We start from the raw sequence: 13924 nt of genomic DNA, 5'->3' as shown, positions 1-13924 counted from the left end.
AAGGTGCATTGATTAACGAGAAAAACCAGCGATTGCGCGCCGTTTAAATATTTTCTGAATGATGACTGGGAATCTCTTAGCTATTGGATATCCACCAGCGTCCCCAACGTGGTCCAAACCAGCGCTTTTATCTGGCATTCCAAAATCATCATAGACTTGCTGTTCTAAAGTAGCCGTAAAGTTAGGACACTTGTTTGTGTTCACTTTTAAGTGTCGTTCACCCTCAGCATTCAGAATTTGTGCATTAACTGCAGTGATACGATCTTTAATACCGGGATTCACACCATTAACTTCAACTTTGAATCCATTTTTCTTTAAGATTGCATGATCAGATTCACTGAAGTTCTTTGATGATGTTGCCTGACCTGAAGCATCTGGAATCACAGTAATATCGTGATCTGGAAAGCGCTCATTAATCAGTTGACACATCGTCGGTGTATCTCTCACGCCAACCAGTTCATCTAAAGCTCTTGGCTTCCCTTCTCTAATGACATAAACCACAGCAGCCATTTTAAGCACGTTAAAATCCATACCAATGAGTAAAGGCTCACCTTTCTTAATTTCTTCATCCGTGTGGTTTAGAACTCGATCAAAGTCGGGGTAAACAGCACCACTGGTTAAATTGACAAACTGCCCTCTTAAATAAGCTGAAATTAATTGCGGCGGATAAGACTCATAAAGTGATGATATGTAGTCATCTGGAAGATTAGCTTCATTGTCATAAGTTGAAGCTTGAATCATTCCATAGAGCTTACGCTTAGCCTCTGATTTATTTGCCTCTTTAACAAATTGCTCGTATGTAAACTTAAAACCTTCTGGTGTTGTGGCCACATCAATACCGTTGAGCAAACCAGCTTGCTTATAACGCATACGAGCGATGATCTTACGCCAAGCCTGTTGAGCTTTGACCTTGGCCATAACATCAAGCTCATCAATCAAGGCGTGGCCAATTTTAAAACCTACAATGGTTGCTGGTTTCTCCATAGACCGGCAAATGATTGTAGTTCGATATTGCCGACCATAATAGATATCCACCTCTTTATTGGTTTCATAAACCTTAGTTTTAAGCCCCCAATCGAAAGCAACCTCTTCAATAGTTGGAAAGAAAATGTCGCGAATCTGCGGGTAAGTTGGAGCAAAATAACCCAAAGGTACTTTTGGGAATTCCCAAGCTTTGTTGCATAAACTGGAGCATCCAACCCAAGTCTTTCCCGATCCAAAGCCAGCGACAAATGCGCGGAACTTCTTTTCCATCTGCAAAAAATTAGCCTGAGGTACATTCAGTGTCGGATTGATGTTCGGCATCTTTTTTACTCGCATCTACAACTTGAATAGTTACCTTGACTGGTGTTGGATCTTCATCACCTTCACCCTCTCTTAACTTTTCAATCTCAAGTTGCTTTAACTCAAGATTTAAAAGCATGAGGTCATAACCCTGCATTTCTTCCCTAACCTGTTTAATAACCCCTTGCTTCATAAGCCTGTTGTTCTTCCAGTCTTCATAGATCTTCTGAAGTTCTTTAAGCCGATAGGCTTTATTAGCTAAAGGGATGTCATAAACATTCTTTTTAAAGTCCTCTCGGGTTTTATGAAAAAGGTCTTTATATTTCTTACTTAAATTCTTTCCTGCCGCTTTTGTCGGGTCATAAAGTTGTACCTGTTTTCGATCAATCTCAATGTTAAATTCTTGCTTGACAGCATTAGCTACCTGTTGAGGGGTATCCATGCAGGCAAGCGCTTGAACAATAAATATTTTTACCTGTTCTTTAAGTGCAGCCATACCCCCACCTTTGTCTAGCTACGTCTAGCAAAGAAGGCAAAAAAAAGAGCCATTCGGCTCAGTTGATTACGCAGTTTCCGCAGCATTTTGAAATATCAAGTTTCGAAACAAACGGCGGATTCTTTGCAGCTTCAACGATACGTTTAACGCTTTGACTCGCCCCCCACCGTTTGGTTACACCAACAAACTCTTCGACATCGTGACCAGCTAAATAATGTTTAGGTAAACCTGTTGAGCTACTAAAGATCATTTCACCGTCTTCATCACGTTCTACGCCTATATGGTAGAGTTCATGCTCAAGCAAAGCACAAAACTCACGATCATTTGCTTTGTCGCAAAATGTAGCATCAATGGTGATCAAGTATGTTGGCACAAAGCCGAACCAGTCTCGCATCTGTTGCTCTTGTCTGGCCTTACGCCATCCACCAACATTGAACATGACTTTTTCGCACTGACCTAACACCATAGCTTGCTTGCTTTTATATGCAGAAGAGGCCCAAGCAAATGCTAAAAATTCTTCATTATCGTGAAGCAGCTCAGCTATGTGATCATGATCGGGATTATAAAGAGGTCCACCAATAGTTAAGTAATTAGCAACAACCCATTTTTTTAGATCTGGTGCTGGTGTTAGTCTTATTGCTTCTTCTTCATCTGCTTGATCAATAAAATCAGTCGGTGGAAATGGTCTGATCTGCTCCATCTTCAATTCTCGCTAATTCGTCTTTTATCCAGTTAATGACATATCCCGACAAAACAGAGTCTGGATGAAAGCGCTCTATTTTGTAACCCATCTCTTCAGCATGATCATATCGATCAAGACTCCATGCTTTATTTGACAGTTTTCCACTACGCCCACCAGACCAGGAACCGCCCTCAATTTCAATGAGCAAACGCAATTTCACAATATGAAAGTCAAAGCGCCAGTGTTTGGTATGGATCGGCTGAAACTTCTGTTCAAATCCAATCGACAAATCCTCAAGCTCTTCCTTAAGTGTTGCCTCAGCCTCGAGATATTTTTGTGTAGGCTTTGGCAGTGGCCGGCTTTTAGGTTTAGTTTTAGGTTCTTTTTTCCGAGTAAGCCAAAAGTATTCTGTAGAATCCATTATTCTTACCCATAAAAAAACCGCCCTAAGGCGGTGGCTAAAAATAGAGACAACTAACTATTATTTCTTAAAAGTTGCCTTATAAAGCTTTGAATTAAAGTAATCCGTAATTTCTTTACCTTCGGTTTGAATTTTTTCCTCATTTAAAGGTAAAAAATCTAATTCATATTTCAAGCTCATATACTCTGGAATAAATTTCTTTATAGGCGGAGGTGGTTTAGGTCCACCTTCTGTAATTTTTTCGATAAATCCAGCTAACCATAAAATATACTCACCTTCTGAATTATGAGGAGGAATCAAACTCACATCTATTTTTACTTTACATTCATCTAATTGTTTACTAAACAATTCAACAAAATCAATAAAATTATATTTTAATTTAAATTCTGTTCCCTCAATTTCTCTGCGTATACATGTCATAAGTAAGTTCATATTTTCAATACAGTCATGTGAAAACAATTCCTCATCTTTAATTTTGTTATAAATATTTTCCGCAAACATGAGATACTGTGGCATTTCGGCAGCTCCTCATTTTTATAAAGTATTTTTCTTAAGGTAGTCCTATTATAACAATGTTGCAACAAGAAATTTTCCATTTTTAGTTTAAGGAAATTTTAAAAATTATAAAAACGATTATATTCAATAAATTAGTACGAATAAAAGCTAGGGAAAGTTTGATTTTTCTATTGAGCTTTAAAATGGATTATTGTGTTTAAATTATCAATTTAAAAAGCTTGCCTAGTAGGCAAGCTCCCCCTTTTTTGATATTTGCGCTGATCAATAAGGTTTAGGGTTACTTAAAGCAACACACTGATAATACTGAAATATTCAAAAATAAAAAAGCCCACTTCCTATTTTTATTCAGAAATGGGCTTAGCGAAAAAAAACGCTTAGACCTGAAATAGGAAATATCTATTCGGAAATATCTCCAACTTCATATTGGCATAATATTTAAGCACTAGCAATAGGGATTGAATTAAAAATATCAAATATTCATATTTAAATAGATAAAGATTTCTTTTTTTAAATGGTTTTATTTTTAGCCTACATAATTTTTTTACTTATCAAGACTTATAAAGAATATGTGCCCATCAATAGGTAATACTTAATAAGGTCTTATGTGTAGTAACCATTAGGCTCTAGAGAGTAAGAAATCACACTGACTAAAAATAAAAAATAATTAATTTTCAATATCAATGATCATATACTGCAAAGTTAAGTATATTCCAACTTCTCCATTGTTGAGTGCCTCATATAAGTCTTCATCAACAAAATCTCCAGATTCATCATCTAGCCATTTATGAATTTGAATAATTTGTATATTCCCTTTTTTGTCTATTCTTGCTATTGGGTCTATTACGGACCGAACTATCACCTTCTTCTTCGTCTCAACATCAAGCAATGTGATAATTGTCATTTTAAAATCCTTATAAATATCCTGTATAACAACTACGCTCAATCAATAAAGATTTTTATATTTAAATTACTCCAATAGCAATCTTTTCAATCTAAAAAATAAATAAAAAACACTTTAATAGTATGTGCCTATTAGAAAAGATACCTTAAATATTCTACTAGCAATAAAAAACCGCTTTAAGGGCTGTTCATCTAAAATTCACAGGTACTTAATGAAGTTTTTTTTTCTGTCTTTGCATCTTTCTGGGCTCACAAATTTTTCCAATAAAGTTAGTTAACCACAAAATACTTTCTTCACGATCTTCAAAATGAGGTATAAGACTTAAATCTACTTTTATCTTGCGATCAGCTAAAGGCAAACTTAAACAATGTTCAAAGTCTATTGAGCTGTACTTCAATTTGAGTCTTTTTTCTGCAGCTTGATTCTTTATCTCAGCCATAATGCGATTTAGATTAACGATCAAATTATTTGAAATTTTATTATTTTCATATACCCGTTCGTAAACTGTCTCAGCTACATCAATGTAATTTATTAGCTCTACATTCTTATTCACGACATTTGTACTCCGTTTTTTATAATTATCCGTCTAAAATAATGTTTATTTGATTTACTAAATCCTTCGCCTAGGTAAAGATTGTTTAAATTCTGTCACCCTGATTTTAAGTAAATATTTGAATTTATTATGCAATTACTGAGTTTTATAATATTTATATACATCTTTGTTCTTAACGCCCCTTTTTTCTATCACTTGCCCATTGAGTTCACCATCAACGCAAATAAACATTGTACTAATCCATAAAATTATGGAGATCAGCTTAACACAAAAAGAAAAAGCCCCCACTAATCAATAGTGAGGCTTTGCCGTATTTCCCGGCTAGCACATTTAAAAATCGATAGCTAAAAAAAAGCCAACTTGTTAGAGTCAGCTTAATTCAATCGTTTGAGAATCATGCTTGCATAGTTATTGTCCGTTGCAATCTTCTATCATTTTTATTTTTATAAATATAATTTAAACCAGCCATGTGACATTTTGATTAAATTTCACTCAACACTTTTTTTGTTAAATAAGTCACATTTAATCTTATTAATGCACTAACCATTACAACCTATAAACACAATGTGTATCAATTACTTCTGCTTGATTTTGTAAATTACAGTATCCTTAGTTTACCTAACTGCCAAAATCAATAACACAATGGAACACCAAACACTTTTAGACGAATTAAATTCGCAGATTGAATATTACTCAAAAAGAACTGACTGCCCACCAACTAGAATTCGTATTGGGTATAAAACCTATTACGAATTAATGCAGAATCCTAAATTTGCCGATGAAGTATCAAACTCCGCTTTAGATCCAAACAAACGCAAATACAAAAAATTAAAAATAAAAGTTACTAAGGATGACAATCAACTTGAACTTGAATGATTTCTCATAAAAAAGCCTACTCTTTCAAGTAGGCTTTCCCCTTATGACTTTTGCGCTGATCATTAAGGTTTATTGTTGTTTAAAGCAACACTCAGATCTTACAGAAATACTTAACAATAAAATAGCCCCGCCAATAATCGATATTTAGCAGAGCTTCTTAAAGCTTATACAGTTTATCGTGGAAGATATCTTTTTGAACCTGTGCTATTAAGGCAGTAATGTCCACCTCTAGGCCCAACACAATAAGTTCCAGATGTGCAGTAACAAGAGTTATTAGTCGTTTTACTATAACTTCTTGGAGTCCGTGTAGTAGCAGAACTTCTAGTTCTAGTATTATTATAGCCTTTTGATTCTCTTTGAGGAGTTGAGTAAACAGGCTGCCTGTTATCAAAACTCCCTTTTGAATATCTATAGGTGACTGGTGGAGTATAACAACCAGCAAAACTGCACAAATATTTAGTATCAATCCATTGTTGTCTATCCATATTTGGATTTAATAACGCCCATTCATCTTGGTACCAGAATACATAAACTTCACTTCCCCCTTTCAATTTAAAGATTTCTTTGCCATTTGGCATATCCTTGACTGGAGCGGTATCAACACTAATCCAATTTTTAACTGGATTAAACCTTTCAACTTTTTGCTGCGAAAAGTCTATGGACGGTATAGATACACATCCACTAATACCCAAAGTAATAACTAACCCTATTAAATAATTTTTCATTTTATTAACTTCTTAGAAAGAATAATTTTAATGCGAAGTAAACAATAAGCTACCTAATAAAAGCAACATATACTTTCATCTAATTTAAATACATAAAGAAAAATTAAAAAACCCGCTTCTAAAAAGAAACGGGTCAAAAAACAAAAAACTTTCAGCGCAGTATTTGTGACATATCATACAAGTTAGAAGATGTATTTACAATATACTTTAAGCTTAATTTTTTGATGCTCTCAAAATATCCAAAACTCGCTTTGACATTTCATGCAAGTTGGACCCTATTGGTAGCCAAAAATGATAATTAATGTTGTCACGGTTAAAAACTTGCTTGTAGTACTCAGTTTTGAATGATGGATCAATGTCAGAAGCCTTAAGTAATCTGCCTTCTTTTTCGATCACTTGCCCATCTAATTCACCACCAACACAGATATTCATTTTTACCAGCCTGGACTATATAGCAAAAAATAAAAAAAATCCGTACCTTGGGGAAAGTACGGACTAAGCTTTTCAACTGAAAAACACTATAATGGAAATAGACATCATATAGTAAGTTTAATATACGATAAATTTCATGTTTTTTCAAATCCTAATTAAAAGCCCACGATTAAGTGAGCTTTTAAAACAAATTGGTGCAACGCTTATAACTTTGTCCACTATATCAAAAATATGCCATAAAGCGTCTAGACAGTCAACAAGTCTAAATTATGCTTTTCTACTAATTGAGAAGCTTTTAAACGTTCAACGATTTTAATCATTAGATCATTGGCAGTTATAACGTCGATTCCTTCAAATGCTTTTAGTGTTAATTGCAATTTATTATTAATTACATTTGTAATTATTGATATTTTACCAAAATAATCAGGGTAGTATTTCAAAGTTTCATTAACTTTCTCCCGACTAACGCCTTCATATAGTTTTACAGTGTATGTTTTCATTTGAACCTCCATTGTGTCTTAATCTTTTATCATGACCTAATAAATAAAATCTAGCGCAACTCACCATAATTGCGACCTGAGCTTTAGATTGGTTTGTTTCTTGAGCAACCTTCAACAATCCTTTATTTTCAACCTTATTTTTAATTAAACAAATTAATGCAAACTTAGTTGTAAAATCTGTTTTATCAGAATTTAATAGACTTCGTAAAAGTGCTTGAATTTGATCCGCCTCATAATCACTGATCTCACATCGAATATAAGATTTACTTTTTTGTACTTCTTTGCCAGCTTCACGCATCAACCAGTAAATTTGATTGATATGAAGCCCATCTGGCAAATCACCCCCTTTCATTCTAACTGTTTCACACCATGCGCCAAACTGCTCTAACCAACCGTCAATAGTATATTTAGACCAATCCATTTGTTGTGTTTTTAAAACTGCACTCATTTTTCACCTACCAATTGCTCAATTTGTTTAATCGCCACGCCTGCTTTCACTTGCTCTGTGCTGAACCGTAAAACTGTAAAACCCATCATTGCTGCGGAGTTGTATTTCTCCATATCCCCTATATAGCCTTTGCCCCTTGTATGACGGCCTCCACTCCAGATCCCGCCTTCAACCTCAATCAAAATTTTTGTACCAATAATCAGAAAATCAGCTCTCCATTTGCGTTTTGGATGGAACTTATATTCCTGTTCAAAACCGATCTTGCATGCTCTTAAATGCGTTGCCAGAACCATTTCACCCACACTTGGTTGTCTGGCAACTTGCTTTGCTGAACGCCGCTTTTTATTTTTCTTTATCGGAAATAACTTGCGGTATTCAGCAATGCTGACTGATGACATCAAGCACCACCTTTCAGCAAATTTTTCAACTGATTAGCAAAGCAGTTATAAACTCGTGCTTTATCTTGATCGCCAAAAAGGCTTGAAGCATGAGCATCGTGTTTATACTTTTGAACTAGGTTTTCAATTGAACTTCTTAGCTCAACTAAATTCGCTTGTTGTTCTTTTTGAATCTCCCAAGCCCACTTTCCAGATTTACCCTCAAACTCACTCATGACTGGCTCCTTTTCCTCTGGCAACTTAGTCATAACACCATCTGGAAATTTAAAATCTCCATGCCACTTCCCGTTTTCCCAAATAGACCAAATCCCACATTCATCACTGTTGTAGTAATATCCAGCCTGCCAATGTGTCGCACCTTTAGGGCGGCGTTTTAATATTTGTTCAAACATAACCGCCTCCGTATATTGATTCGTAATCAGCAATTGCTTGAAGCAACTTGTATCCAGCCGATTCAGGCCTGTTTTTGCAATGAGACAAGTCATATAGCTTTACATCATCAATGCCGCCCCATGATTCGACCAAATCAACCGACTCCACTAGACGCTTAAGTTCAGAAAGGTCTACAAAATATTTTTCTCGGTCAGCCTTGCTAATCTCTACACTTTGACCACATTGGAACTCGAAACCTTCATTCCACTCAGTTGCGTTAGAAGGTGCTGAATCAACGATTTCTTTCGCGTATTGCAGCCCTTTATCTCTAATTAATTTGGATGCTTTCATACATTCGCCCCTTCAATTAGCTGAAGAATATTTCTAGGTATTGGCATACCCTCCCGACGGCACATCTCTGCATATTCATATGGATTATCAAAAGGATCTGGACCTAATTCTTTTGCAAGTTCAGGCTCTTTTTCTTTTGCCTGAAGTTTTTGTACTGGTGCTGGTTTACGGCCATTAATCTTTAACCGTTCCATCAAAGATTTGAGATGCTTTTGCGCTTCCTCATTGGAAACTGGTATATGCACTTTCTGCTCATTTTTCTGAGCTAATAAAATTGGTTCTTGGTACCAAGCTTGGGTTTTACCCTTCAGTTGTGCTTCAGCCTTGTATTCATCATAGATCTTGATAAATTCCATTTTGGCTTTGTACATTTCACCGTCTTGGATTAGTAAATAAACTTGGTCTAAAACAAATTTGGTCAAGGTTGTAATTTCTTGGTTCTGCTCTCTTCCGTCTGGCAATGTCACTTTTTTGTGTTGAGAGATCTGAGTGTATTCACAAGCCTTAACCCAAGCCTTCTCAGCGCTCCACCAATCATCACCCATGCACATAGCACGGAATTCAGCGAAGTTAGGCATGTATGTATTTGTACTTGCGTAAAATAGCGCTAAGCCTCTTTGAAGTTGGTTAGGTGTAACCCCAACCAATGCTTTAGCAAGCTGCTGTTCAACGATTTGCATTGGAACGGCATTTTTCCCCTCTACTGGAAAATTCTTATTGAACTGAACAGCGTATTTAGTTCTGTAAGCCGCAATTAGTTCTTTCAAAAAACTTTCAAATGGTGCTAATTCATTCATGATTAATAGCCTCCAAAATCTTGTGACACTGGCGTAACGTCAATCACGTTTGAACGGTTGCTCTCAGCGTACATTTGAGTGAAATAACCCGGTTCTTCAGGAACGTTATGAGATTGTGGGTTTTCCTGAATTTGATTTTGGCGAGGCTCAAATACACCCTGATAATTTCCGATAATTGAGTTTTCCAGTGATTGGTTAGCCAAAGGTCCAAACGAGATAAGTTTTTTAAGGATTAGCTTTACTGCGTTTTCAGAAAGTGGTTTTTTGATGCTGATACGCATATCAACAAAATTGTTCCACAGTTCTGAATCTACACATGCAGGTAGTTCAACTGAACGTGGATTAAATTCATTTGGTTTTTCTGTTTTAGGTTTTTCAGAAACAGACCCTCTTTTTTTATTTATTTTTTTATTACTTTGAGAGTTGTTTTTGATAGTGATACTTTGTGTGTTAAAAATTTTTACTAGTAGCGGTAAAAAATTTTTACTAGTGTAGTTAAAATTTTTAACTAGAAGTGGTAAAGAATTTTTACTAGTTTGGCCATAAATTTCAGGTAGTAAAAAATTTTTACTAGGGAATTTAAGCACTAAACCAACGCTAGTATCGTTACCTAATTTGAATGTATTTCCATGAATTGTGCTTGGTTGTTCCACGACTAAACCAACTTTAATTAATTCATTAAGGCATTTAACAACTGTCGGTCTACTCTTCCCTGTAATCTCTTCAAATTGAGTTAAAGAGATGGAATCCATCTCCTTATTCCAGCCACGAGTTTTACGGCAAATAACTAAATAAATTTTGCATGCAGCATCAGAGATTTTATTTAAAACCTCGTCAACAAATGCATTAGGCACTTGAAAGGAATTAGGCACAAAATTACTCATGTACACCGACCTTAGGCTTTACATACCCACCAAATTTTTGAACCAAGTCAGCATTAGCCAAACTATTAACGATCTGCCCTGCTAACCACTGATTAGTGCGAAAACGCTGTGCCATAGTTTGTGAAAATTCTTCACGCGTTATTGCAGCATTATTTTCGTCATAACCTTTGGCTCTTAGATTTTTACGGTTACGATCATGTAGCTCATTGAGAATCACTAACGCTGGATCAAAGAAGGACTGAATTTCCTGAATCTGTTTGTACTCAGGTTTATACTTAAATTAACTATTCATGACACCTCCGCTAATGCTTGCTCTGCGCTTGTTAGCCGGCGTTTGGCGTTGAGCTCTGCTACTGTTGCTGTACGGATTTCTTTTGATGAAACCAGAATCAAATGATTCTCCGATTTGATAGTCCACAACCTAGTCAAAGTTTTGTTTTTAACTTCAAACAAATCATTTGATTTGAAAGTACGGCACTCTTTAGTAAGCACTACAACGTCACCCACTAAAAATTCTGGCTGGTTGCGTTCGGTTGTTTGATTTGATAAATTGTTTTGCATATTCATGGGTTCCTAAATTTGTGAATGCGAAACCACTCCTGTTACAGCAGGTAGTGGTTTTTTATTTGAATAAAATCCGCATGTATTCAGGTGAAGTGAATGCATGTGCTAAATAAACTCGCGTTGCTTCTGCAATTTCAGGTGAGCAATACACATCACTTTCTTGCACAACCTTCAAACCAATGGCTGTCAACAAAAAGCTAATAAACTCAATCTCAGTCCATCCATTTGATTTCTTTTCTGTTTTCATCCGTGAAAGGATGCTTGCATCGACATTTATCATCTCTGCTACTTGTCTTTGATTGCTAGCGTTAAGTGCTTGCAATATGAGCGATTCGTTATTGCTAGCGCTTGCAGGCAATTCATTTAATACTTTGCTCATGGTTTAGTTCCTAAGCGGTTAATGCTTGTAAATCGGCTTTAAGTTTGCCTTTGGTTTTGACTTGCAGGACTGCTTGAGTTCTGGCTGGTATACCGTTGTTTTCCCACTTCCAGAGGGTCACGGTTGAATATCCAGTTTTTTCAGACAACTCTTTCCGATTTTTGCAGCCGTGGTATGTCATGAGGTCACTAATTTTCATGGTTACACCAAGTTAACTATAGTTAATAAACCAAATTTACCACTTGTTAACCATAGTTTCAATAGATCGTATTAACATTAGTTAATGTTTTTGGAATATTTGTTATGTCTTTACACACTCGAATTAGGCAAAAACTTGAAGAAAAAAAATTAAGAGCCGCTGATTTAGCAAGAGCAACTAAAAAATCTCCTGTTGCAGCAAAGAAATGGCTAGATGGAACTAGCGTACCTACAGCAGAAAATTTGAAAGTCATTGCGAAATTTTTAGGTGTGAGTGACGATTGGTTGCTTTATGGTGGATCGGATGAACAAGAATCGAGTAACAATTTAGCTCAATTAAATGTTATTGATATTGAAGCATTTAAGCAGAAGTACAATATTCCAGATAGTGAAGATGCCGTTAAGTTTGTTCAAGCGCCAGCTAAGCCTTTCCCTATACAAAAAAGATATGTTCCAGTTAAAGCCTATTCAAAAATGGGAATGGATGGGTATTTCACAGATATGGGATACGATGGAAATGCTGGGGATGGCTATGTTCCAACTCATACAGCAGGTCCACGAGCCTATGGCATTAAAGGCACTGGCGACTCAATGTTTCCAGCAATTCGTAATGGCTGGTATGTTGTATGCGACCCTGATGCAGATCTTGTGCCGAATGAGTTTGTTCAGGTGTGCTTGAAGGATGGAAGATGCACAATTAAAGAATTTGTCGGCATCAATGGTGGGGTTTTAAGTTTGCTTTCTGTGAATGGTGGTGAGCGATTTTTCTTTGAAATGGACGAAGTTGAAAGTATTACCGCTATTACAGATATCGTGCCGCCAAGTCAGCACAGACAAGAACATCCTTATTCGCATTAATCACAGGAAGACTTATGGACAATTCAAAACGACCAATCAACCAGATTATTGCTCGCATCAATGATGCTGCGAAACATGGTGAAGCTTTGGTGCTAACAGCCGAAGAAGTGAAGATCCTCTCAAAGGACATTGGTGATAAAGTCTTTATTCCAGTCCTTACAAATGAACAAGTAGTGCAGTTGGTAAAAGAAGGAAAGCTTGGGCAGAAAATTAACAACACCAAAGATTAATAAGTTGTGAACCCGACACAGTACTTTAGAGCGATTCGGGAGGAGGAAATAATGAGTAAAACAGTAGTAAAAGACAAAACAGTACACTACAAAAAAGTAGATTTTCTAAAAGGCGCCAATCTAGGTCAATTACTAAAAGCACAATTGCTGGATAAGGATTCTTTTTACTATAAAGCCATAAATCGTCAACAATTTGTCTCCGCAACAAAAGATGATTTTATTCTAATTAATCATGCTAGTTCACACCAAAGCATGTTCTTTGGCGAGTTGATTATTGTTGAGTCAGGCAAAGCTCAGGCTGTATTAAAGATAGACAGTGATGATGCTACTGAATTTCCCATTAAAACCTATTTAACAGATGATCTGCCAGATGATGAAGATGGCGTTGACGCTACAGAGGTTGTAAGAAAAGAGTTTATTGATAGTGTTCTTTACTTTGGTGTTATTGATAACCATGTCGCAATCATTCAATCAAGATCACTTACCGCTAGAACCTTGGAGTCATATTTGGGCTGGCTTTTGGGTGAAGCAGCCAAAGCATTGCCAGAGAATAGTGCATTAATATTAAAAGATGCTCCAAATCCCACTGTTAAGCAAAAGCTTGAATCAACTCCAGCTAAAACTATTTCAATCTCATCTGGCATTGGGTCAACAGAACTTCAACCTGTTCATACTGTCGAATCAAGCATACCTGCGAAAATTGACTATAAAATTGAAGATAATGTGGTTGATGTGCTTAAGTCAGCTTTTGGAGTTGATTTAGAAAATTTAAAACTAGAGGATGGGCTTGATGACGCAAACCTAAAGTTAAAATTAACACTTACATACAACCGCAAAACCTCAAAAAGTGGGCAAAAAGTTATTGATACTGTAGCTTCATCCATGCGACATAATGATGATTATGTTATTACTCTTGAGGATGGGACCAAGGTTACGGCTGATAATCTAAAAATGAGCGGCAAGATTTCAGTTGAAACAATCAATAATAAAGTTTATAACGACGGCCTAAAAGTTCAATTGTATAATTGGATGACTACCAATATAAATTTTGGTGACTAA

The 13924-nt window shown here is 36.1% G+C and carries 24 protein-coding genes; 4 read left to right on the top strand and 20 right to left on the bottom strand.

What is annotated here, in order from left to right:
• Positions 1–12: 12 nt before the first annotated feature.
• From GO593_RS11720 to GO593_RS11690, 7 genes are all read right to left on the bottom strand, one after another.
• Complete coding sequence (locus GO593_RS11720; protein ID WP_001132930.1) at positions 13–1305, bottom strand: terminase large subunit domain-containing protein; 1293 nt, start codon at positions 1303–1305, stop codon at positions 13–15.
• Positions 1265–1780, bottom strand: coding sequence for a DUF2280 domain-containing protein (locus GO593_RS11715; RefSeq protein WP_000729387.1), 516 nt, complete (start codon positions 1778–1780; stop codon positions 1265–1267). Before GO593_RS11715 ends, GO593_RS11720 begins: the two co-directional genes overlap by 41 nt.
• 58 nt (positions 1781–1838) lie before the next feature.
• Positions 1839–2480, bottom strand: coding sequence for a putative metallopeptidase (locus GO593_RS11710; RefSeq protein WP_000435231.1), 642 nt, complete (start codon positions 2478–2480; stop codon positions 1839–1841).
• Positions 2449–2883, bottom strand: a complete 435-nt coding sequence (locus GO593_RS11705; RefSeq protein WP_000378523.1) for a hypothetical protein — start codon at positions 2881–2883, stop codon at positions 2449–2451. Before GO593_RS11705 ends, GO593_RS11710 begins: the two co-directional genes overlap by 32 nt.
• A 60-nt stretch (positions 2884–2943) precedes the next feature.
• Positions 2944–3399, bottom strand: coding sequence for a hypothetical protein (locus GO593_RS11700; RefSeq protein ID WP_001136773.1), 456 nt, complete (start codon positions 3397–3399; stop codon positions 2944–2946).
• Between the two features lie 664 nt (positions 3400–4063).
• Positions 4064–4300, bottom strand: coding sequence for a hypothetical protein (locus tag GO593_RS11695; protein ID WP_000152657.1), 237 nt, complete (start codon positions 4298–4300; stop codon positions 4064–4066).
• 208 nt (positions 4301–4508) lie between these two features.
• Positions 4509–4853 carry a hypothetical protein gene (locus GO593_RS11690; RefSeq protein ID WP_001039309.1) on the bottom strand — a complete coding sequence of 115 codons (345 nt, stop codon included), beginning with the start codon at positions 4851–4853 and terminating at the stop codon, positions 4509–4511.
• A gap of 642 nt (positions 4854–5495) precedes the next feature.
• Between GO593_RS11690 and GO593_RS19160 the strand changes: the two genes are divergently transcribed.
• Positions 5496–5729 (top strand): hypothetical protein, encoded by a 234-nt coding sequence (locus GO593_RS19160; RefSeq protein WP_000401163.1) that lies wholly within the window; start codon positions 5496–5498, stop codon positions 5727–5729.
• A gap of 173 nt (positions 5730–5902) precedes the next feature.
• Here GO593_RS19160 and GO593_RS11680 read toward each other — a convergent pair whose 3' ends face one another.
• From GO593_RS11680 to GO593_RS11620, 13 genes are all read right to left on the bottom strand, one after another.
• Positions 5903–6454, bottom strand: coding sequence for a hypothetical protein (locus tag GO593_RS11680; protein WP_001984397.1), 552 nt, complete (start codon positions 6452–6454; stop codon positions 5903–5905).
• A gap of 213 nt (positions 6455–6667) precedes the next feature.
• A complete protein-coding gene (locus GO593_RS11675) occupies positions 6668–6886 on the bottom strand; it encodes a hypothetical protein (protein WP_001017713.1) in 219 nt (72 codons plus the stop codon).
• A gap of 245 nt (positions 6887–7131) precedes the next feature.
• Entirely contained in the window at positions 7132–7386 is a 255-nt protein-coding gene (locus GO593_RS11670; protein ID WP_000861102.1) for a hypothetical protein, read from the bottom strand.
• Complete coding sequence (locus tag GO593_RS11665) at positions 7358–7834, bottom strand: hypothetical protein (protein WP_001277127.1); 477 nt, start codon at positions 7832–7834, stop codon at positions 7358–7360. Before GO593_RS11665 ends, GO593_RS11670 begins: the two co-directional genes overlap by 29 nt.
• Positions 7831–8232, bottom strand: a complete 402-nt coding sequence (locus GO593_RS11660; protein WP_000100162.1) for a DUF559 domain-containing protein — start codon at positions 8230–8232, stop codon at positions 7831–7833. Before GO593_RS11660 ends, GO593_RS11665 begins: the two co-directional genes overlap by 4 nt.
• A complete protein-coding gene (locus GO593_RS11655) occupies positions 8232–8624 on the bottom strand; it encodes a hypothetical protein (protein ID WP_000462878.1) in 393 nt (130 codons plus the stop codon). The genes GO593_RS11660 and GO593_RS11655 overlap by 1 nt, the downstream gene beginning before the upstream one ends.
• A complete protein-coding gene (locus GO593_RS11650) occupies positions 8617–8955 on the bottom strand; it encodes a hypothetical protein (protein ID WP_000647826.1) in 339 nt (112 codons plus the stop codon). Before GO593_RS11650 ends, GO593_RS11655 begins: the two co-directional genes overlap by 8 nt.
• Positions 8952–9752 carry a hypothetical protein gene (locus GO593_RS11645; RefSeq protein WP_001003671.1) on the bottom strand — a complete coding sequence of 267 codons (801 nt, stop codon included), beginning with the start codon at positions 9750–9752 and terminating at the stop codon, positions 8952–8954. Before GO593_RS11645 ends, GO593_RS11650 begins: the two co-directional genes overlap by 4 nt.
• Before the next feature lie 2 nt (positions 9753–9754).
• Positions 9755–10636: a replication protein gene (locus GO593_RS11640; RefSeq protein ID WP_000064627.1), complete on the bottom strand. Its 882-nt coding sequence runs from the start codon at positions 10634–10636 to the stop codon at positions 9755–9757.
• Positions 10629–10889, bottom strand: coding sequence for a hypothetical protein (locus tag GO593_RS11635; protein ID WP_223233568.1), 261 nt, complete (start codon positions 10887–10889; stop codon positions 10629–10631). The genes GO593_RS11640 and GO593_RS11635 overlap by 8 nt, the downstream gene beginning before the upstream one ends.
• Before the next feature lie 35 nt (positions 10890–10924).
• Positions 10925–11203, bottom strand: a complete 279-nt coding sequence (locus GO593_RS11630; protein ID WP_001984388.1) for a hypothetical protein — start codon at positions 11201–11203, stop codon at positions 10925–10927.
• Between the two features lie 55 nt (positions 11204–11258).
• Positions 11259–11579, bottom strand: a complete 321-nt coding sequence (locus GO593_RS11625; RefSeq protein WP_000048916.1) for a hypothetical protein — start codon at positions 11577–11579, stop codon at positions 11259–11261.
• Positions 11580–11589: 10 nt separating this feature from the next.
• Entirely contained in the window at positions 11590–11778 is a 189-nt protein-coding gene (locus GO593_RS11620) for a hypothetical protein (RefSeq protein WP_000703023.1), read from the bottom strand.
• Positions 11779–11882: 104 nt separating this feature from the next.
• Between GO593_RS11620 and GO593_RS11615 the strand changes: the two genes are divergently transcribed.
• The 3 genes from GO593_RS11615 to GO593_RS11605 are packed head-to-tail and all read left to right on the top strand — an operon-like array spanning position 11883 to position 13924.
• On the top strand, positions 11883–12635 hold the full coding sequence (locus GO593_RS11615; protein ID WP_000052252.1) for a LexA family transcriptional regulator: 753 nt from the start codon (positions 11883–11885) through the stop codon (positions 12633–12635).
• A 14-nt stretch (positions 12636–12649) separates the two neighbouring features.
• Positions 12650–12865 carry a hypothetical protein gene (locus tag GO593_RS11610; RefSeq protein WP_000370485.1) on the top strand — a complete coding sequence of 72 codons (216 nt, stop codon included), beginning with the start codon at positions 12650–12652 and terminating at the stop codon, positions 12863–12865.
• Between the two features lie 51 nt (positions 12866–12916).
• Positions 12917–13924 (top strand): hypothetical protein, encoded by a 1008-nt coding sequence (locus GO593_RS11605; protein WP_000048052.1) that lies wholly within the window; start codon positions 12917–12919, stop codon positions 13922–13924.

The sequence above is a fragment of the Acinetobacter baumannii genome (assembly GCF_009759685.1).
Lineage (GTDB): Bacteria > Pseudomonadota > Gammaproteobacteria > Pseudomonadales > Moraxellaceae > Acinetobacter > Acinetobacter baumannii.
Note: the sequence above shows the minus strand (reverse complement) of the source record. Positions and strands in the feature narration are given on the sequence as shown.